The 18346-nt window shown below is 48.4% G+C and carries 17 protein-coding genes; all 17 read right to left on the minus strand.

Annotation, left to right across the window (positions count from 1 at the left end; translation table 11 throughout):
* Positions 1-358 precede the first annotated feature (358 nt).
* The gene (locus PIL01S_RS26600) at positions 359-2632 is read right to left on the minus strand and encodes a helix-turn-helix domain-containing protein (RefSeq protein ID WP_127540616.1); all 2274 of its coding nucleotides are present in this window, start codon (positions 2630-2632) and stop codon (positions 359-361) included.
* A 278-nt stretch (positions 2633-2910) separates the two neighbouring features.
* The gene (locus tag PIL01S_RS26605; protein ID WP_127540618.1) at positions 2911-3858 is read right to left on the minus strand and encodes a ribose-phosphate diphosphokinase; all 948 of its coding nucleotides are present in this window, start codon (positions 3856-3858) and stop codon (positions 2911-2913) included.
* 82 nt (positions 3859-3940) lie between these two features.
* Positions 3941-4765 (minus strand): histidinol-phosphatase HisJ, encoded by an 825-nt coding sequence (gene hisJ / locus PIL01S_RS26610; RefSeq protein WP_127540620.1) that lies wholly within the window; start codon positions 4763-4765, stop codon positions 3941-3943.
* A gap of 11 nt (positions 4766-4776) precedes the next feature.
* Positions 4777-5505, minus strand: a complete 729-nt coding sequence (gene hisIE, locus PIL01S_RS26615) for a bifunctional phosphoribosyl-AMP cyclohydrolase/phosphoribosyl-ATP diphosphatase HisIE (RefSeq protein WP_127540622.1) — start codon at positions 5503-5505, stop codon at positions 4777-4779.
* Positions 5498-6259: an imidazole glycerol phosphate synthase subunit HisF gene (gene hisF / locus PIL01S_RS26620; RefSeq protein ID WP_095362053.1), complete on the minus strand. Its 762-nt coding sequence runs from the start codon at positions 6257-6259 to the stop codon at positions 5498-5500. The genes hisIE and hisF overlap by 8 nt, the downstream gene beginning before the upstream one ends.
* Positions 6260-6286: 27 nt before the next feature.
* A complete protein-coding gene (hisA, locus tag PIL01S_RS26625) occupies positions 6287-7021 on the minus strand; it encodes a 1-(5-phosphoribosyl)-5-[(5-phosphoribosylamino)methylideneamino]imidazole-4-carboxamide isomerase (RefSeq protein ID WP_095292978.1) in 735 nt (244 codons plus the stop codon).
* Between the two features lie 136 nt (positions 7022-7157).
* On the minus strand, positions 7158-7784 hold the full coding sequence (gene hisH, locus PIL01S_RS26630; protein ID WP_127540624.1) for an imidazole glycerol phosphate synthase subunit HisH: 627 nt from the start codon (positions 7782-7784) through the stop codon (positions 7158-7160).
* Positions 7785-7787: 3 nt separating this feature from the next.
* Positions 7788-8417: an imidazoleglycerol-phosphate dehydratase HisB gene (hisB, locus tag PIL01S_RS26635; protein WP_095292974.1), complete on the minus strand. Its 630-nt coding sequence runs from the start codon at positions 8415-8417 to the stop codon at positions 7788-7790.
* Positions 8410-9714: a histidinol dehydrogenase gene (gene hisD / locus PIL01S_RS26640; RefSeq protein WP_127540626.1), complete on the minus strand. Its 1305-nt coding sequence runs from the start codon at positions 9712-9714 to the stop codon at positions 8410-8412. Before hisD ends, hisB begins: the two co-directional genes overlap by 8 nt.
* Before the next feature lie 79 nt (positions 9715-9793).
* Positions 9794-10453 (minus strand): ATP phosphoribosyltransferase, encoded by a 660-nt coding sequence (gene hisG / locus PIL01S_RS26645; RefSeq protein ID WP_127540628.1) that lies wholly within the window; start codon positions 10451-10453, stop codon positions 9794-9796.
* A 1-nt stretch (position 10454) separates the two neighbouring features.
* The gene (locus PIL01S_RS26650) at positions 10455-11681 is read right to left on the minus strand and encodes an ATP phosphoribosyltransferase regulatory subunit (RefSeq protein WP_127540630.1); all 1227 of its coding nucleotides are present in this window, start codon (positions 11679-11681) and stop codon (positions 10455-10457) included.
* A 479-nt stretch (positions 11682-12160) separates the two neighbouring features.
* The gene (locus tag PIL01S_RS26655) at positions 12161-12694 is read right to left on the minus strand and encodes an acyltransferase (RefSeq protein WP_127540632.1); all 534 of its coding nucleotides are present in this window, start codon (positions 12692-12694) and stop codon (positions 12161-12163) included.
* The gene (ppaX, locus tag PIL01S_RS26660; RefSeq protein ID WP_127540634.1) at positions 12691-13347 is read right to left on the minus strand and encodes a pyrophosphatase PpaX; all 657 of its coding nucleotides are present in this window, start codon (positions 13345-13347) and stop codon (positions 12691-12693) included. Before ppaX ends, PIL01S_RS26655 begins: the two co-directional genes overlap by 4 nt.
* Positions 13348-13353: 6 nt before the next feature.
* Complete coding sequence (gene lgt, locus PIL01S_RS26665) at positions 13354-14391, minus strand: prolipoprotein diacylglyceryl transferase (RefSeq protein ID WP_127540636.1); 1038 nt, start codon at positions 14389-14391, stop codon at positions 13354-13356.
* Positions 14392-14543: 152 nt separating this feature from the next.
* Complete coding sequence (hprK, locus tag PIL01S_RS26670; RefSeq protein WP_095292959.1) at positions 14544-15482, minus strand: HPr(Ser) kinase/phosphatase; 939 nt, start codon at positions 15480-15482, stop codon at positions 14544-14546.
* A gap of 286 nt (positions 15483-15768) precedes the next feature.
* Entirely contained in the window at positions 15769-16893 is a 1125-nt protein-coding gene (locus PIL01S_RS26675) for an ABC transporter ATP-binding protein (RefSeq protein WP_095292957.1), read from the minus strand.
* Between the two features lie 103 nt (positions 16894-16996).
* Entirely contained in the window at positions 16997-18190 is a 1194-nt protein-coding gene (locus tag PIL01S_RS26680) for a PucR family transcriptional regulator (RefSeq protein ID WP_246058572.1), read from the minus strand.
* Positions 18191-18346: the final 156 nt, after the last annotated feature.

Raw genomic sequence — 18346 nt, forward strand, 5'->3', positions numbered from 1 at the left:
ATTGGCAATAAACCCGTTTCGTAAACGCTTACATAAGGAGAATGGTTTATCCCAGCGACGATTTTCGTACACTGACCATTTTCATTGGTTCCTTGACCCATGTATTCCATTCATGCTGCACAGTGTTATTACCGCCCAACCGACCTGCTTTCAAAATACGATAAACCATTTTCATACACTGCCTATATTCGCATGAACACAATAAACCGGAATCATGTGAGTTTGTCACACGATGAACTGACTGTCCCTCTAATAGCGGAATCGTTATGCTACAACAGCAATAGGGCGAATTCGTGCATGATGCTCTCCTGACGGAGAGCGCCTGCACGAATTCCGCCCTATACATGTCCTGATGTAGTCAGCCGCTCGACTCTTTCTCTTCATGCTTGCCCGCGGGATGCTCACGCTTCAAACGGCGATAATCACCTGGCGTAATCCCTGTTACCCGTTTGAACACACGTCCAAGGGTAATTCCGTTGGCGTACCCAACTTTCAGAGCAATGTCCTGCAACGAAAGATCGGTATGGACCAGAAGTCGTTCAACCTCCTTCATCCGCAGCTCGGTCAGGAAATCCACAAACTTCATGTTAAACTCTGTTTTGAATAAATAACTTGCATGCTTGCCCGAAACCTGGAATCGATCACTCAGATGCTTCAGCGAAAGATCCGGATTCGCAAACTGTTCTTCAATGTATGTTTTCATCTCATTGACCAGTGCTCTGTAACTCTTGGTTTCGGTCACCGATACATAGGTTCGGAACAGTTCGGTCAGATCATCAAACAGCATGGATTTAACATCCTCAAGCGTCTTCGCTTCCTTCATCGATTTTAACCACTGATTCAAGTTCTCTTCGGATAATTTCTCCTGCAGCTCCTCTGACATCATGGCCACTTCGCGGCGAAGCATCTGCAGCATGGCCTCTAGAAGAGAGAGAATATCTTCATCGGGCAGCATGTTGTGCTCGAAGGCAGTAAAAATCTCCTCAAGCAGGTCACGCCACTGGCCGCTCGACATTCGGAATCGCTTCACAAAATCGGCGATCATCTGCAAGTAGGTGTAGGTTTCCAGCAACTGCTGAGAGGTTTCACCAGCCCCGGCCAGAACCACATCTCCATTCATCAGGAGCTTGCGCTGCATTACGGCTTCTGCTGCTGTATATGAGTCACGGATTGCTCCTACCCCTCTGGCAATCGGCCCGATTCCGAAGCTAAGCGAAATACGGAGATTCTGTTCCACCCAAGACCTGAACTCTTCTGCAACTGCACAGATTCGGTCAGTCATATCTTCACTTGGTTCCAGGGACTGGAACAGGATCGCAATCCGGTCCGCACTCACCCACTCCATCCAGCATTGCATTCCCGTGTTACGAGTGAGCTCCTGCAAGACGTTCATCAGAGCGAATTTTAGCGTGTTCTGCTCACCTCGCGTATATCGTTCATGGAACCCCTGCTCATATCGATTGATTTCTCCCAGTACAACCGTAAAGTGTGATGACTGATCCGTATCCGTTAACGGTGATAGCTCCTTTAATCGTTCAGTGGCACGATACAGATTGTCACCCTGCAATAGATCGTTGAATAGCTTGCTCCGCTGCAGCAGCGCATTTTCCCTGCTTTTTTCGTCATAATCCATCATGTGATTAATCAGATTTTCCAGCACGCCGTCAATCAGCTTCATTTCGTCCACACTTGACCCTGATTGCTCCGATGCTCTGATTTGATGGGCCTCAATTCGGTTCATGATTATCTGAATAGGCTTATAATTGCGGCGAGTGATATAGACAATATAAATGATGGCACAGACAACAGTCAGGGCTGCAATAAACACCCATACATAAGAAATGACCGATACCCAGCCAAAGAGATTGCCTGCTTTAATACCACTATCGAGCGTCCAACCAAGCCTTTCGAGGTGAAGTGTATTTAATGCTTGTCCCCCATGAGCGCCTTCACTGTCTGAGTGGGCATTATATACAACCTGACCCTTCTGATCCGTAACCGTCATGAAGGAAAGCTGTCCATTCACCATGCTGTCGATGCTCTGCTCAATGCTGCTCATCTTGATATTAATGACCAGTACACCATCGGTACCAAAGGGTAAAGGCATGTCCTTATTAACCGTGAGCACCCGGATTGGGGTACGCTGAACCGACTCCACATCATACACGCGGACGGGCTGCCACCCGGGAGCAAGGGAACCAGACATGATCTGTTCAATCCAGTATTGATCTGCAAAACCTTCTATTTCTCGTGCTCCGCTTGAAGTTAAAGCGCTATCATTCTTTTTATCATATAAATAAATCGATTGAATCCAAGAGGAGGAATTCGTCAGTTCACGCAAACTCTGCGCGATGGTATAGACGGTTTCCTTGCTTGCCTGACCTGGATTGTTGAAGTAGAGCTTATACGCCTGCTCACTCTGTACGGCCTCCGTCACCGACAGTTCAATATCACGTATAGTACGATCAAGATTATCTACCAGATAACTGGCGGATATACGGTCCGCTTTTCTCGTTTCTTCTCGGGAGATATCGTTAATGAACACAAAAGCAATAAAAATGAGTATGGTCACGGTAAGAAAAAAAATAGGGAAATACGAAAAGAGTAACCGATAATACCAAGTACGGGACAATAGACCCCACTCCTCACTCCACTGAGCTAATGTACATCAGCTGTGGTTCTCCTATTATTTATCACATTTTCATTCATTCTTGCTCTGATTGTGGCGTTTTCGGGTAACTCCAAATAAGTCCGATAGATGCAATTTGATGTTATTATAGCACAAGCTTCAGAGCAGCCAAGCAGGGAATTATAGCATCAAGCAGTTCATATATAATTTAGATAAAAAACAAAAAACCGTGCTGAGCAGTTAACTACTCAAACACGGATCAGCAAATTTCCATGAACACTTCAGATGCCCGAATCTTTAAACAATGTCGCCATGGAGCCTCCATCCACAATAATGCGAACGGCTCTTGCCAGCATTGGCGCAACAGGCAGGACTTTGAAGCACTCCGGATGGTCATCAGGCAGCGCAATGGAATCTGTGACAACCACTTCGGCTATGGATGGATGATTAAGCTTGGTTAGCGCATTACCCGAGAATAGACCGTGTGTCGCACACACATACACATTTTTGGCCCCGCGTTCCTTCAACCCTTCCACCACATTCAAAATCGTCGTCCCTGTATCAATGAGATCCTCAATGATAATGGGCGTGCGTCCTTCCACATCTCCAATCACATGTGTAATGATGGATTCATTGTGGCTCGGCCGCTTTTTGATCATAATGGCAAAAGGTGAGTCCAACCGATTGGCCAGCTTCTCCGCCATGGATGCCCGTCCTGCATCCGGGGATACAACCACCGGATTTTCAATGCCTTTGCTGAGCAGGTACTCGCTTATCAGATCAAGCGATGTCATATGATCGACAGGAATGTTGAAGAAGCCCTGGATCGCTGCTGCATGCAAATCAATCGTAACTACCCGGTTTGCACCGGCTGTCGTCAGGACATCTGCCACCATCTTAGCCGAGATCGGCTCACGTGGTGCAGACTTGCGCTCCTGACGGGCATATCCGTAATAGGGAACGATAATGTTCACTGTGCGGGCAGAAGCCCGTTTGGCTGCATCAATCATCACGAGCAGTTCGACAAACAGCTCGTTAATCGGATGAGACAGTGACTGGACCAGAAACACATCACAGTTACGGATGGTTTCTTCGTAATGAACGTATATTTCTCCGCTCTTGAACCGGGACAGCTTAATTTTGCCCAACTGTACACCCAGCTTGTCACATACCTGTTCTGCCAGCTTGGGGTTCGATGAACCGGAAAAAATACGTAACGAATGTTGCATAATGCCCCTCCCGAGGGTTAGATTCCCTATATAATCCCTTATTGAACAAGGTTATTTCCTAACCTCATTATACCCCACTGCCTTATACATTTAAAGGAACGAAAGAGCGGCGGCGGCCTTCAAAAACAGCTACCTCCGTACAACCCAGCTCCTTCAGAAGCTGCTCGGCTTCAGGCAAGTGTTCACCCAGTTTAAGTGGGTCATGGGCATCAGAACCAAGGGTGAGCGGGATACCCAGCTTAATGGCTTCTGTTAACATCCGGCGACTAGGGAACATCTCAGCACAAGGCTTCGACAATCCCGATGCATTAAGCTCCATAGCACAGCCACTCTTCGCAATGGCTTGCAGAGCTGCATTCTCCAGTGCAATACGCTCTTCCGTCTGCTCCGGTGAGGGATTGAAGCCAAAACGCTTAATAACGTCAGTGTGCCCCATAATATCGTACATGCCTGTAGCAGCAGCTTTACTTACCGCATCATAATACTGACGGTATACCTCTAAAATATCTTTGCCTTCCCAGTGATGGGTCTGGCGGAAGTCGGTAATATCCCATTCCCCAAGGAAATGAACCGAACCGATGATGTAATCCCAAGGATAACGTTCAATAATTGACCGGATTTCTGACTCCCATCCTTCGATGTAATCCCCTTCAAGGCCAACACGCACCTCGATCTGTCCGCGGTACCTCTCTTTTAGCGAGAAGCATTCTTCCACATAACGAGGCAGCTCCTCCATGGGCATGGCCATTTCGGGATAATAATTCGCTGGATCTACATGCAGCAAAGGCATGTGATCAGACAGTCCAATCTGGGACAGTCCAATCTCCACGCCTCGCTGTACATAAGCCTCAAGCTTGCCGACAGCATGACCGCAGCGCTCATGGTGAGTGTGATAGTCAATACGCATTAGAGCACCCCCTAATCGCGGCGTGGCCGTTCATGACGGCGGCTCAGCTCAGCCATAATGTCGTCCAGCGGCAGTTTGCGCTCTTGCAGTAGAACGAGCAGGTGATACATCAGGTCACTGACCTCAAGTCGAAGCTCGTCATTATCTTTATTTTTGGCGGCGATGATCGTTTCGGACGCTTCTTCGCCGATTTTTTTCAATATTTTATCAACGCCCTTATCAAACAGATACGTGGTATATGCACCTTCTGGACGTTCCACTTCACGTTGAGCAATGACGGATTCAAGCTCAGCAAGTACCTCAAAGCGACCTTCGGCTTTTGATTCCGAGGCGTCTACGTTTGTTTCATTTCCGGATTGTTCTGTAGAATTCTGAGGCAGTCCTACAATTTCATTATGGAAACAGGTCACTTCACCGGTATGGCAGGCAGGACCGTTTGGTTTAACCTCTACCAGCAGCGTATCCCCATCACAATCGTACTTCAGTGAGGTAATCGTCTGTACGTTCCCGGACGTAGCGCCTTTATGCCACAGCTCTTGGCGTGAACGGGACCAGAACCAGGTTTCTCCCGATTCCAGTGACAATTTCAATGATTCCCGGTTCATATATGCCATCATTAACACTTGGCGTGTCTCAGCATCCTGCACGATTGCAGGAACCAGACCGTCACTCCAGCGGATATGCTCTACAACCTGCTCCAGGGATAAGCGCTCCCTGATCTCGTTACTTACATTACTCACGGATCTCCACCCCTTGTTCTCTCAAATGTTGTTTTAACGCCGGTACAGCGATCTCTTTATAATGAAATATCGTTGCAGCAAGTCCTGCATCTGCTTTGCCAGCAGTAAACACGTCATAGAAATGAGATTCCTTACCCGCACCGCCTGAAGCAATGACAGGAATTCGTACTGATTCGGATACAGCAGCAGTCAGCTTCAGGTCGAATCCATCTTTGGTTCCATCCGCATCCATGCTGGTTAGCAGAATTTCGCCGGCTCCCAGTTCCTCAGCCTGTTTCACCCATTCGAGCGCCTTGATTCCTGAAGGTTTCCGTCCCCCGTGAGTATAGACCTCCCACTCTCCCCAGGCTTCATTGTACTTGGCATCTACGGCCACTACAATACATTGGGAACCGAAGCGGCGAGCACCGTCGGCAATCAGCTGGGGATTCAGCACAGCAGCCGTGTTGACTGCGATTTTGTCTGCACCCGCACGCAGGATGCGCTTCATGTCTTCAACTTTGGAGATGCCGCCACCAACAGTAAAGGGGATGGCGATTTCGCCAGCGGTCTGCCGTACCACTTCTTCCATCGTTTCGCGACCTTCGACAGAAGCTGAAATATCGAGAAATACCAGTTCGTCTGCACCTTCTCGGTCATACAGTGCCGCCAGCTCAACCGGATCACCCGCATCGCGGAGATTCACGAAGTTAACGCCTTTGACAACACGGCCATCCTTAACGTCCAGACAGGGAATAATTCTTTTTGCCAGCATACTCCTCTTCCTCTCTATCCAGTTCCTTTACTTGTTGACTGCGCGCACCGCTTCGGACAGATCGATACTGCCGGTATACAGCGCCTTACCAACGATTGCTCCTCCGATTCCATCATCCGCATGACGGCTCAGGCGAAGCAGATCATCCATCACACTGACACCTCCGGAAGCGATAACATTACGTCCGCTCGCCTTGGCGAGAGATACAATGGCTTCCACATTTGGCCCCTGCATCATTCCATCACGGGAAATGTCAGTGAAGATAAACGTCTCGGCACCAAATGCCGCCAGTTCCTTCGCCAGTACTTCAGCTTGCACCTCAGATGTTTCCAGCCAGCCGCGAGTAGCCACATAACCGTTTCGGGCATCGATACCGATCGCCACTTTATCTCCATAACGTCCTAACACTTCTTCGGTAAATGCACGGTCTTCAATAGCTGCTGTTCCGATAATGAGCCGGCTCACACCAAGACCCAGCAAGCGTTCTACATCAGCTACGGTACGCAGCCCTCCGCCTACCTGAACAGGCACGTTCACTGCGGATGCAATGCGACCAATAAGTTCGTCATTTACGGGGTGACCCGCTTTTGCACCATCCAGATCGACCAGATGAACGTATGTACCACCTTGCTTCTCCCAGGAGAGGGCAACCTGTACAGGGTCATCATTATATACCGTCTCCTGATTGTAATCCCCCTGCACCAGTCTTACACATTTGCCGTCCCGGATATCAATTGCCGGATATATGATAAAAGATGACATACAAGGCCTCCTGATTTGTTCTTTATTTGTTTATCCATCTATATGGGTATGACTGCTTATTAAAAGTAGGATAGGGGCTGCCTATCCTGCATAGCATAGCTTTAATCTAAACGGGTCTTCTGCTCGGGAATCCGATTTATTCCTGATTCGGCTTGCCTGTCAACTTCAGGAAGTTTCCGAGCAGCTTCATGCCCAGTTCACCGCTCTTCTCCGGGTGAAACTGCATGCCGAAGTTGCTTCCTCTTCCCACAATGGCTGTCACCGGTTGTCCGTAATCCGTTACTGCCAGCAGATCACTTTCCACTTCGGTACGTGCATGATAGGAATGAACAAAATAAACATGTCCGGCTTCAAGCCCTTCAAAGAGAGGATTTTCCGAATGAAGGAACTCCAGCCGATTCCAGCCCATATGAGGTACCTTCAGCTCTCCTGCTGCAAAACGCACCACTTTACCTGGCAGGATATCCAATCCGGTGTGCTCCCCATGCTCCTCACTGGAACTGAACAGCAGCTGCATGCCCAGACAGATCCCAAGCAGCGGTTTTGTTCCAGCTGCCGCTTCTTTCACAACAGCGTCCAATCCACTCTCCCGCAGGTGCTCCATGGCATCACCAAATGCACCAACGCCAGGAAGGATGACCCCGTCTGCCTGTAAAATCGTTTCCCTGTCACCTGTCACCAGCGCTTCATAGCCAAGACGTTCGACCGCTTTGCCGACGCTGTGCAGGTTCCCCATACCGTAATCGACAATTGCAATCGCCATCGTCTACAGCACTCCCTTCGTGGAAGGCACACCCGTTACACGTGGATCGATCATCGTTGCTTCATCCAGTGCACGTCCCAATGCTTTAAATATGGCCTCAATCATATGATGTGTGTTCTGGCCATAGTGAACAATGACGTGCAGCGTAATCCGCGCCTCCAGCGCCAGTTTCCACAGAAATTCATGTACCAGTTCCGTCGAGAAGCTGCCCACTTGCTGGGATGGATACTCTGCACGATACTCGAAGTGAGGTCTGTTGCTGACATCTATGACAACCTGAGCGAGCGCCTCATCCATCGGTACAAATACGCTCGCATAACGCTTGATGCCCCGTTTATCTCCGAGCGCCTCGCGAAGGGTCTGTCCCAGACAGATTCCGATATCCTCAACGGTGTGATGATCATCAATATCAATGTCACCACGCGCCTGTACATTCAGATCGAATTGTCCGTGCTTCGTGAACAGATCGAGCATATGGTTGAGGAAAGGGACGTCCGTCTCAATCGTCGATTGCCCTGTACCATCTACGGCAAATGCCAATTGAATATTGGTTTCATTCGTCTTGCGGTCAACCTCTGCCTGGCGCACAGCACCTGTAGTTTCAAGCTCTACTCCGTTATTTTGCTTATCCATTGTCCGATTCCGCCTTCCCTTCCTGTTCTAACCGTACAGCGATTGCACGAGCGTGCCCTTCAAGCCCTTCATGGCGGGCCAGTTCTATGATAGCCGCTCCGTTTTGAAGCAGCGCTTCCTTGCTGTAGTATATCAAACTTGATTTCTTAATAAAGTCATCCACATCTACCGGAGAACTGAACCGTGCAGTTCCGTTTGTCGGAATGATATGATTCGGTCCGGCAAAATAATCTCCTACCGGCTCCGAGCTGTACGGGCCGAGGAAGATCGCACCGGCATTTTCGATCCGGCCGGCATAAGCCATGGGCTCCTGCACCAGAATCTCCAGATGCTCTGGTGCAAGCCGGTTCACCACGTCGATTCCTTCATCCATGGAATCGACCACAATAATCGCGCCATACTGCTCCACGGAAGCAGCGGCGATCGCCTTCCGCGGCAGCGCCTCAAGCTGGCGCTGCACTTCGGCCTGCACGGCTTCCGCCAGCACGGCCGAGGTCGTGACGAGAATGGCCGATGCCATCTCGTCATGTTCCGCCTGCGACAGCAAATCTGCGGCGACATACACCGGGTTCGCCGTATCATCGGCGAGCACCACAATCTCACTCGGCCCGGCGATACTGTCGATATCGACCGCGCCGTAGACTTCGCGCTTCGCGAGCGCCACGTAGATATTACCCGGTCCACAGATCTTGTCGACCGGGGCAATGCTCTCCGTGCCGTAAGCCAGGGCGGCGATAGCCTGCGCGCCGCCAACCCGGTACATCTCGTTCACGCCTGCTTCCGCGGCAGCTACGAGAATGTACGGGTCAATTCCCTCGCCGCCGTTGGTTGCCGGCGGCGTCACCATAACAATCTCCGGCACACCTGCAACCTGGGCCGGAATGACATTCATCAGCACTGACGAAGGATACGCTGCTTTGCCGCCAGGCACATAGACTCCGACCCGCTTCAGCGGCCGGATGACCTGGCCCAGCAGACTGCCGTCCGGCTGCCAATCCATCCACGAATTACGTTTCTGTTTCACGTGAAACGCTCGAATGTTGGCGGCGGCTTGCCGAATCGCCGTCACGAAAGAAGGTTCTACAGCAGCGTAGGCTGCCTGAAGCTCTTCCTGCGGCACGCGCAGTCCCGCAGCAGTCAGTTTCGTGCGGTCCAGCTCCTCCGTATAGCGCAGCAGGGCCGCATCTCCTTCCCGGCGGATATCACTGACAATGCGCCGGACTGTATCGTTTTGCTCAGGTGTACCGTAATCCACTTCACGCTTCAGATCAAATTCCCGTGCAGGTACAATTTTCATGCCTTCTACCTCCCTGGCCCTGTATTTTCTGTCAGCCATAAGTGTTCATCCATTTCTCTAACCCTTCTTGCCCGATCATTTATCCCTGAATGCTTCCTGCCGAAAATTCATTAGGCGTTGGAATGACCTGCTGCAATGCATCGCACAATGCCTGAATCCGTCCATTTTTCATCCGATAACTCACCCGGTTCGCGATAAGGCGGCTCGTGATATCCAGAATGCCTGTCATCTCAACCAATCCATTCTCACGCAGTGTCTGTCCCGTCTCCACCAGATCCACAATCCGGTCAGCTAACCCGATCAGAGGTGCAAGTTCAATGGAGCCGTTCAACTTGATGACTTCCACCTGCTGACCCTGCTCGCGGAAATATTGAGAGGCAATTCTCGGATATTTCGTTGCCACACGCTGCTGGATACCTGGTGTCCAATCCGGCAGACCGATAACCGACATGCGGCACTGTGCAATTCCCAGATTCAGCAGTTCGTAGACGTCCCGATTTTCCTCAAGCAGTACGTCCTTACCGACAATTCCGATATCCGCTACACCGTATTCCACATATGTTGGCACATCTACAGGCTTCGCCATGATGAACTCCATTCCTGCTTCGGGTACTTCAATGACCAATTTGCGTGTATCGTCCACATCAACAGGAATATCGAGGCCCGCTTCACGGAAGAGCTTGGAAGCTTTTTTATAGATCCGGCCCTTGGGCATGGCTACCTTCAAAATATCCGACATCTCAGCGTCCTCCTTGTTCAGCTTGATAAGTGATAACCTGATCGTAGACGTCCCTTGCCGAACGTACTGAGCTACCACCGGATGATGCAACCACTTCTGCTGCTGGTTCGGTTACTTCATGATCCGATAAAAGGCTAGTCACCACGTTTTGTCCGGCGCTCCGTAAACGGGCGGCTTCCGCTAGTGCTTCAGCTCGGCGTGCCTTGTCATACTGGATAAGCACAGGTTTTTTCTCTTCCATCGTAATGCCGTGCACTCCATCGATGATCCGGTTCGTTTTCAGTGCAAATCCCGTTGCCGGAAGCGAGCGGCCAAACTGCTGCAGCAGATTGTCATATCGTCCCCCGCTGCACACCGGTGATCCCAGTTCTGCCGCATACCCTTCGAAGGTCATACCTGTATAGTAGGAGAAGTCTCCGATCATTGTCAGGTCAATCAGTACATGTTCTGATACACCGTAGGCTTCCAGTACTTCAAAGACAGCACACAAATGAGCAATCGATTGCGCTGCTTCAGCACTAGAGCTGAGTTCTGCTGCATGTGCACATACTTCTTTCCCACCACGCAACCGCAGAATGGCTTCCAATTGTTCTTTCGGTTTGGGTTCCAGATTAAGCTCCTCGATTGACTGACGATATCCAACATAGTCGCGTCCGAGCAACCCTTCTTTGAGTGCGGCCTGTTGTGCGGTCTGTCCTGGAATGACTTCCTCCAGTAAACCGTTTAGAAATCCCATATGTCCCATTGCTATTTTAAAAGAAGACACACCCGCTGCCTGCAGCGAGGCAATCGCAAGTGCAACCACTTCGGCATCCGCCTCTGGTGAGTCATCCCCAACCAGCTCTACACCTGTCTGAAAGAATTCAGCCTCACGTCCGGCTTCTTCTTCAATGGAACGAAACACATTCGCATGATAGGACAGACGCAGCGGGAGCGGTTCATCTTTTAATAGAGAAGATACTACTCGCGCAATGGGTGCCGTCAGATCCGATCTCAGTACAAGTGTAGTTCCCCGGCTATTCAGCAGTTTGAACAATTTTCGATCCGATGTCGAACTCGCCACTCCCACCGTATCGTAATATTCAATCGTTGGCGTGATAATCTGACGGTAACCCCAGCGTTCCATGCATTCCAATACGTTCCGTTCAATCGTTCTCAGCTTGTTTACCACAAGTGGTGTATAGTCACGAAAACCTGTCGGTTTTTCGAAGCCTTTTGGTTTGGACATTGGTATCATTCACCCCGAGTCAGTAGTTTGGTTTATGGGCTTTAGCTTTATCTTAAGTAGGATTTATGTATCGTAAATCCCGATTCCATCTTCTATTACCCTTAAATAAGGGACTGTGTTCAGATGCTGCCGGGCAGCCTTCTTGATGCATTCTTGATCTGTTCTTGATTGATGATAAGTTCTTACTACTCCATAATGCTTTCATATGGTAAAGTGCTAACAAACTAAAGGATATGGGATATGATAACATGAATGACTCCTCATCGTCAACAATACCGTCCTCTAGCTTACCGGCTCTGCCTTATCATTTATTTCTGTTCAAACAAGTCCTTTCAGCAACATCTGTATACGAAAAAAGCTGCCATCAGCAGCTTATCCCATCGAAGCACACTTACCTTGTGCCTCTGTATATCATGTAATTTTGGACGACTCCACATAACTTAGATCGGGTGTCCACTGCTACACTCTTTCGTGCCACCCTAATGGACACGCTCATCCATTTTCACGAGAAGCTCCACTTCACTGGTATCCACGCTGCGCGATAGTTCACGAAGTGGATTCCCCCCGACAAAAGCTCCTGGGGCTACATCCTTGTGAACGACCGCTCCTGCAGCAACCACTGCTCCATCCCCGATGGTTACCCCCGGGAGAATTGTCGTGTTAGCACCGATTAGCACATTTTCACCGATAATGACTTCTCCCAATCTGTACTCTTTAATAAGGTACTCATGCGCGAGAATTGTTGTGTTATAACCGATGACTGAATTTTCGCCGACTGTGATCTTCTCGGGGAAGAATACATCCACCATAACCATAAGTCCAAATGCCGTATGTTTACCCACCTTCATACCGAGCATGTGGCGATAGATCCAGTTCTTCACCGGAAGAATCGGACAGTACCGAGACAACTGAATCCATATAAAGTTGCGAACACCCTTCCACGGACTTACCGTCTTGTAGATATGCCAGAGTGCATTGTGGCCCTCTACTGGATAGCGGGTGACTTTCCTCATGAACGTCCCGTTTCAATACGGGTCAGCGCAAGTAAATCCTTCATGTCATGCAATATATAATCCGGACCATATTCACTCAGTGCTGCCTCTCCTTTAAGAGACCAGGCAACGCCTGCCGCAAGTGCACCTGCATTTTTGGCGGATTGGATATCGACCGGGCTATCCCCAACCATCAGCGTTTTAGCCGGGTTTGCACCCAACTCCTCCATCGCTTTAAGCACAGGTTCAGCATGAGGTTTCGGATGGGTTACATCGGTCACCGTTACAATGGATTTCATATACTTCATCAGGTCAAAACGTTCCAGCACTTTAAGTGTAGATGGGCGAATCTTGGTCGTCACTACTCCCATCACAATACCCGCTTGGTGCAGAGCCTCAACAACCTCGTTCACATGCGGAAAAGGTTTTACCATCGCTTCATGATGGATATCGTTATATGCACGGTACCCTTTGACATACTCGGCCACCTCTTCCTGTCCGGAGAAGGTACGCATCTGCTGCTCCAGTGTGCCTCCCATGTGCGGGATGATCTGTTCACGCGTCCACGGAGCAGAATGCTCCCATCCTTCCATGACATGCAGGAATGAGCTGATAATCAGCTCATTTGTATCAATAATCGTTCCGTCGAGATCAAATAATACCGTTTCAATCATGCTGCATTACTCCTTTTTATCCTCAGCTTGCTTCGTCTCCTCTTTAGCGGGGCTTGGGCTTGCTTTACTCTCTTTGCTGACAACCGGGCCTGCTTGCGGCATATCATCCGTTGGTTCAGATGAGACCTTGGAAGATACAATTGGATCACTATAACGTGCATCCGCTTTTCCTGTTACTCTTCTCACTACGATAAATATGATAGCTGCAATAATGATGCCAATGGCGAGCAATTGCGAGATTCTTACGTTCCCATAGGCTGGATCCAGATAACCCTGTTCAAAGCCCAGTGCAGTCATTGGAGACCATAGACCGTTGACGAGCGAAGCAAGCCATTGGGGCGCCTGGAAGCCCAGACTGTCTGTACGCAGAGCTTCAATGAAGAAGCGACCGATGGAGTACCAGATAAAGTAGGACATGAACAACTCACCAGCACGCAGAAACTTCTGCCGACGAAGAACTAACAACAAAACCAAGCCAACAAGGCTCCATAACGACTCATACAAAAATGCAGGGTGGTGGAACACACCTTCCACATTCATCTGATTGACGATAAAGTCTGGCAAATGCAGCTTGTCCCGTAAAAAGGACTCTTCCACAGGTCCGCCGTAGGCTTCCTGGTTTACAAAGTTCCCCCAGCGTCCAATCATCTGACCAACAATGAGTCCAGGTGCGCAAATGTCAGCCATGCGCCAAAAATTGTACCCTTTACGTCGGAAGAAAATGACGGCACAAATGATTGCGCCAATCAGCGCACCATATATTGCGATACCACCATTCCATATCTTGAAGACATCCCAGAAATTATCCTTATAATCATCCCATCGAAAAGCTACGTAGTATATACGTGCTCCGATAATGGCAGAAGGTACACCCAGCAGGACCATATCCATAAATACTTCCTGCGGTATGTTGTACCGCTTGCCCTCCCGGATGACCAGCAGCAGGCCAACGAGTGCTGCGGTACCGAGAATAAGCCCATACCAGTGAACCTTTAACGCTCCAATGGAGAACGCAATGGGGTTCAACAGTAATAATGTATCCATTCATTCACACTCCTATAAATTCACTCATCTGTATGCATGACCAAATGGGACCTGCTCCAAATTCCGTAAGAAGTAGAGCAGGCCAGTTTTGGTCTTTATTTTAAATACGTATAACTCATGTTCCTACATTTCTAATAGATATTTCTACAATCCTAGTCCATGTCTTCCATGTCTTCCGAAATCGTTGCTGTCAGCTTGTTCGTAAATTGCAGTGCGGCGTTAAGTCCCATTTGCTTGAGACGATAGTTCATCGCCGCTACTTCAATAATAACAGCCAAGTTTCGTCCCGGGCGAACAGGAATGGTTACCAGCGGTACATCCGTATCGATGATTCGTGTTGTTTCCTCATCCAGACCGAGGCGATCATATTGCTTGTCCTGCTGCCAAGCCTCAAGACGCACTACCAGGGTAATTCGTTTATTGTTACGAACAGCCCCTGCACCAAATAGTGTCATTACGTTGATGATCCCGACTCCACGAATCTCAAGCAGATGACGGATAAGCTCTGGTGCGGTTCCGTGCAGCTGGAAGTCTGATGTTTGACGGATTTCAACGGCATCATCGGCAATCAGGCGGTGTCCGCGCTTCACCAATTCAAGTGCCGTTTCACTCTTACCAATACCACTGCTGCCAGTAATCAGCATACCAACTCCGTTCACATCACACAGTACGCCATGAATTGTTGCCGTTGGCGCAAGCTTACGCTCCAGGAATCCGGTAATACGGCTGGACAGAATTGTCGTTGCCATGTTGCTGCGAAGCACCGCCAGATTCTGCTCCTCACTGATCTCGATAAGTTCCTGTGGCACTTCCAGTCCACGAGTCACCAAGATACACGGCGTTTCCTCTGTGCATAAGCGCTGCATCCGGTCACGACGTTCTGCTTCAGGTAACATTGCAAAAAAGGCCAGCTCTGTTCTTCCAAGCAGCTGTACCCGTTCTTGTGGATGGTATTCAAAATAACCGGCCATTTCGAGGCCAGGACGGTTCAAGTCATCTACTGTAATTACTCTCTTCAAACCTTGAGATCCGGAAACGACCTCAAGCTGGAACTGCTGTACCAATTCAGATACTTTCACTTTTTTCGCCATTTGTCTCTTCCTTTCAGCATTCGCTGCCTCTCTATGTACATCAGCATTTTTGCGTCTTTTCCATTCCATTATTAGCGCATTCATTTTGTTTGTTTCAGGTTACAGACTTTACAAAACAAAACCAGCCTTCAAATAATCTTAAATGAATTCAGTGTTGAATGCAATCGCGGACCACAGCCGCCCATTAATCAAAAAAGCCCCTTCCAGCAACAACGGAAGGGGCTCTGAATACAATGTATGATTGCGTTAACTGATGTTCCATCGGATCCGAGGAATCCCAGTATGATTAGTCTTGAAGGAGAACGTTCACTTCAGTCTCTTTGTCAAAGATATGAACCTTGTTCATGTCAATTGCCATTTTAACTGTGGAACCATCACGAGTATTGGAACGTCCATCTACACGTGCGATAGTCGTATCGTTACCCACACCGCTCAAGTAGAGGAGCATTTCGTGACCAAGGTTCTCTGTTACGTCTACGTGTGTAGAGAATACAGAGTTCGGGGATGCTTCCAGGAATACTGGCTCTTCGTGGATGTCTTCTGGACGAACACCCAGAATAACTTCCTTGCCAATGTATCCTCTTGATTTCAGCACTTGTGCTTTACCTTGCGGGATTTCAACGTCCACGCCTGGAGCTACGAAGTGCAGGTTAGCACCTTGCTCAGCCAGTTTACCCGAGATAAAGTTCATTGTCGGGGAACCGATGAAACCTGCTACGAACAGGTTAGCCGGGTGGTTGTACAGCTCTTCAGGAGAAGCTGCTTGTTGAATGATACCATCTTTCATAACGACGATCCGATCACCCATGGTCATGGCTTCGATCTGGTCATGCGTTACGTAGATAACTGTTGTTTCCAAACGTTTAGCAAGCTTTGTGATTTCCGCACGCATCTGACCACGAAGTTTCGCATCCAAGTTGGAAAGAGGCTCATCCATCAAGAAGACTTGTGGATCACGGACAATCGCACGTCCCAGAGCGACACGCTGACGTTGACCACCGGACAATGCCTTAGGTTTACGCTCAAGCAAATGCTCGATATCCAGGATTTTAGCTGCTTCACGAACACGTTTGTCGATCTCGTCTTTTTTCACTTTACGCAGTTTCAAACCAAACGCCATGTTTTGATATACGCTCATATGCGGATACAAGGCATAGGATTGGAATACCATCGCGATATCGCGGTCTTTAGGAGCAACATCATTAACGACACGGTCACCGATATAGAGTTTACCTTCAGAAATTTCCTCAAGGCCTGCGATCATACGCAGTGTTGTTGATTTACCACAACCGGACGGTCCAACCAGTACCAAGAATTCTTTATCTTTGATGTCCAGGTTAATATCAACTACTGTTGCTTTATCAGAACCCGGGTATTTTTTGAAAATATGCTCTAAACGTACACCAGCCATGATTGTTGCCTCCTCAGAGATCATTTTGTAATCGAATACATTTTGTAGTTTTATATTAACCCATCCATGTGATGTTTGACTATTCGCAAACTGCACAAAAATATCAGAGCTTTTTCGTCACTTTGTACATAAGGAGCAAAAGCCGCACCAGAACAGCACTTTCAAAGCTTCTTACATCGTAACCAATCTCCTGTTTGATCTTGTCCAGACGGTATACGAGCGTATTGCGGTGGATGAAAAGGCGCTTTGCTGTCTCACTGACATTGCAGTCCAGACTAAAATAGGTCTCCAGTGTTGCAAGTGTCTCACTATCCTCAAAGATCGTCGTATCCTTACCTGTCTCCTTGATAAAACGAAGACGCTGCTGTTCAGGAATACTCGCCACCAATCGCTCAAGATGCAGTTCCCATGGTAAGTGAATATGCTGAGCCACGTGAAATGCTCTTCCCAAATGAATACTCTCTTCAAGCAGACCTGTAACTGTCGATAACTCATGTACTGGAATACACGGCATGGAAGCAGATAAATGAAACACACCTGCCCATTCACTCGCCACCAACTCATATAGCCCCAAACAAAAAGCATTTAGTAAATCCTTTTTTGCTTCGAGAGTATCCTCTTCCGCTTCACCTGTTACAATCTGCTCATCGCTCAGAAAGAGCCAGTCCTGCTCTCCCAGAGGAATCAGCATAATGTCCTCACCAAAATAACTCCCCAGTAACTTGTTCAATTCCTTTGAACGAATACGATGGGCGTCTGGTGTCTCACATTGCAGTAGAAACGGGATCTTTTCAGAATGCATCTCATCCCGAAATGAAAAGTGCTCCGGAATGGATTCCTGCTCCGCCGGGTGCTCTATCTTCTGCCGAAGCCATTTCCCCAATTCAGCAAATTCCTGTTCCCGATTATTCTCATATTTTACTGGCAGCTCTTCAGCTACTCTGTCTGAACTGTTAGTAATCAGCAATTCAATTAAGCGTCTTGTTTCCATTGTTATGGAGCTAGCAGAACAACCCCAACATACTAAAGTTCTTTCATTCTCCTTAAACTTAACTTTGAAGTAGATACGTTCCTCTGTATTTAAACTTTTCACACTGGCTATCGCGTCAGAAGCAAACTCCTGATTATGTTGTCCTTCCTCAGGAGTTTCCATCTCAAGTAAACCACTTTGATTCTGTTCCCAACCGATTAACTGCATTGCAGATTGATTCCATTCTTCTACGGTAATCTCGTATTCGTCCAAGCTAGTGCCGATAATGGATTCAATCTGTTGTTTAAGACCAAGTATGAGCTTCATATAATGAACGCCACCACTTTGCTTTTTTCTATTATTTTATCATATCTTACAATACATCGCCTTCGATGCCTTGGATCTGTAATCAGCTGTTTAATTTTCAAATATACAAAAAGAGCGATTAATCAAATTAATGATTAATCGCTCTTTCTAACAAGA

Origin of the sequence: Paenibacillus illinoisensis NBRC 15959 (genome assembly GCF_004000925.1) — a bacterium.
Classification (GTDB): Bacteria; Bacillota; Bacilli; order Paenibacillales; family Paenibacillaceae; genus Paenibacillus; species Paenibacillus illinoisensis.

Coding starts and splice junctions, on each gene's coding strand:
- PIL01S_RS26675 (WP_095292957.1), bottom strand. CDS start 16,893: ATGGCTGGTGTACGTTTAGAGCATATTTTCAAAAAATACCCGGGTTCT.
- hisF (WP_095362053.1), bottom strand. CDS start 6,259: ATGCTGGCAAAAAGAATTATTCCCTGTCTGGACGTTAAGGATGGCCGT.
- hisH (WP_127540624.1), bottom strand. CDS start 7,784: ATGGCGATTGCAATTGTCGATTACGGTATGGGGAACCTGCACAGCGTC.
- PIL01S_RS26655 (WP_127540632.1), bottom strand. CDS start 12,694: ATGAGGAAAGTCACCCGCTATCCAGTAGAGGGCCACAATGCACTCTGG.
- hisA (WP_095292978.1), bottom strand. CDS start 7,021: ATGTCATCTTTTATCATATATCCGGCAATTGATATCCGGGACGGCAAA.
- PIL01S_RS26680 (WP_246058572.1), bottom strand. CDS start 18,190: ATGAAGCTCATACTTGGTCTTAAACAACAGATTGAATCCATTATCGGC.
- PIL01S_RS26605 (WP_127540618.1), bottom strand. CDS start 3,858: ATGCAACATTCGTTACGTATTTTTTCCGGTTCATCGAACCCCAAGCTG.
- hisB (WP_095292974.1), bottom strand. CDS start 8,417: ATGGATAAGCAAAATAACGGAGTAGAGCTTGAAACTACAGGTGCTGTG.
- hprK (WP_095292959.1), bottom strand. CDS start 15,482: ATGGCGAAAAAAGTGAAAGTATCTGAATTGGTACAGCAGTTCCAGCTT.
- hisJ (WP_127540620.1), bottom strand. CDS start 4,765: ATGCGTATTGACTATCACACTCACCATGAGCGCTGCGGTCATGCTGTC.
- ppaX (WP_127540634.1), bottom strand. CDS start 13,347: ATGATTGAAACGGTATTATTTGATCTCGACGGAACGATTATTGATACA.
- hisD (WP_127540626.1), bottom strand. CDS start 9,714: ATGAAAATTGTACCTGCACGGGAATTTGATCTGAAGCGTGAAGTGGAT.
- hisG (WP_127540628.1), bottom strand. CDS start 10,453: ATGTCGGATATTTTGAAGGTAGCCATGCCCAAGGGCCGGATCTATAAA.
- lgt (WP_127540636.1), bottom strand. CDS start 14,391: ATGGATACATTATTACTGTTGAACCCCATTGCGTTCTCCATTGGAGCG.
- PIL01S_RS26650 (WP_127540630.1), bottom strand. CDS start 11,681: ATGTCCAAACCAAAAGGCTTCGAAAAACCGACAGGTTTTCGTGACTAT.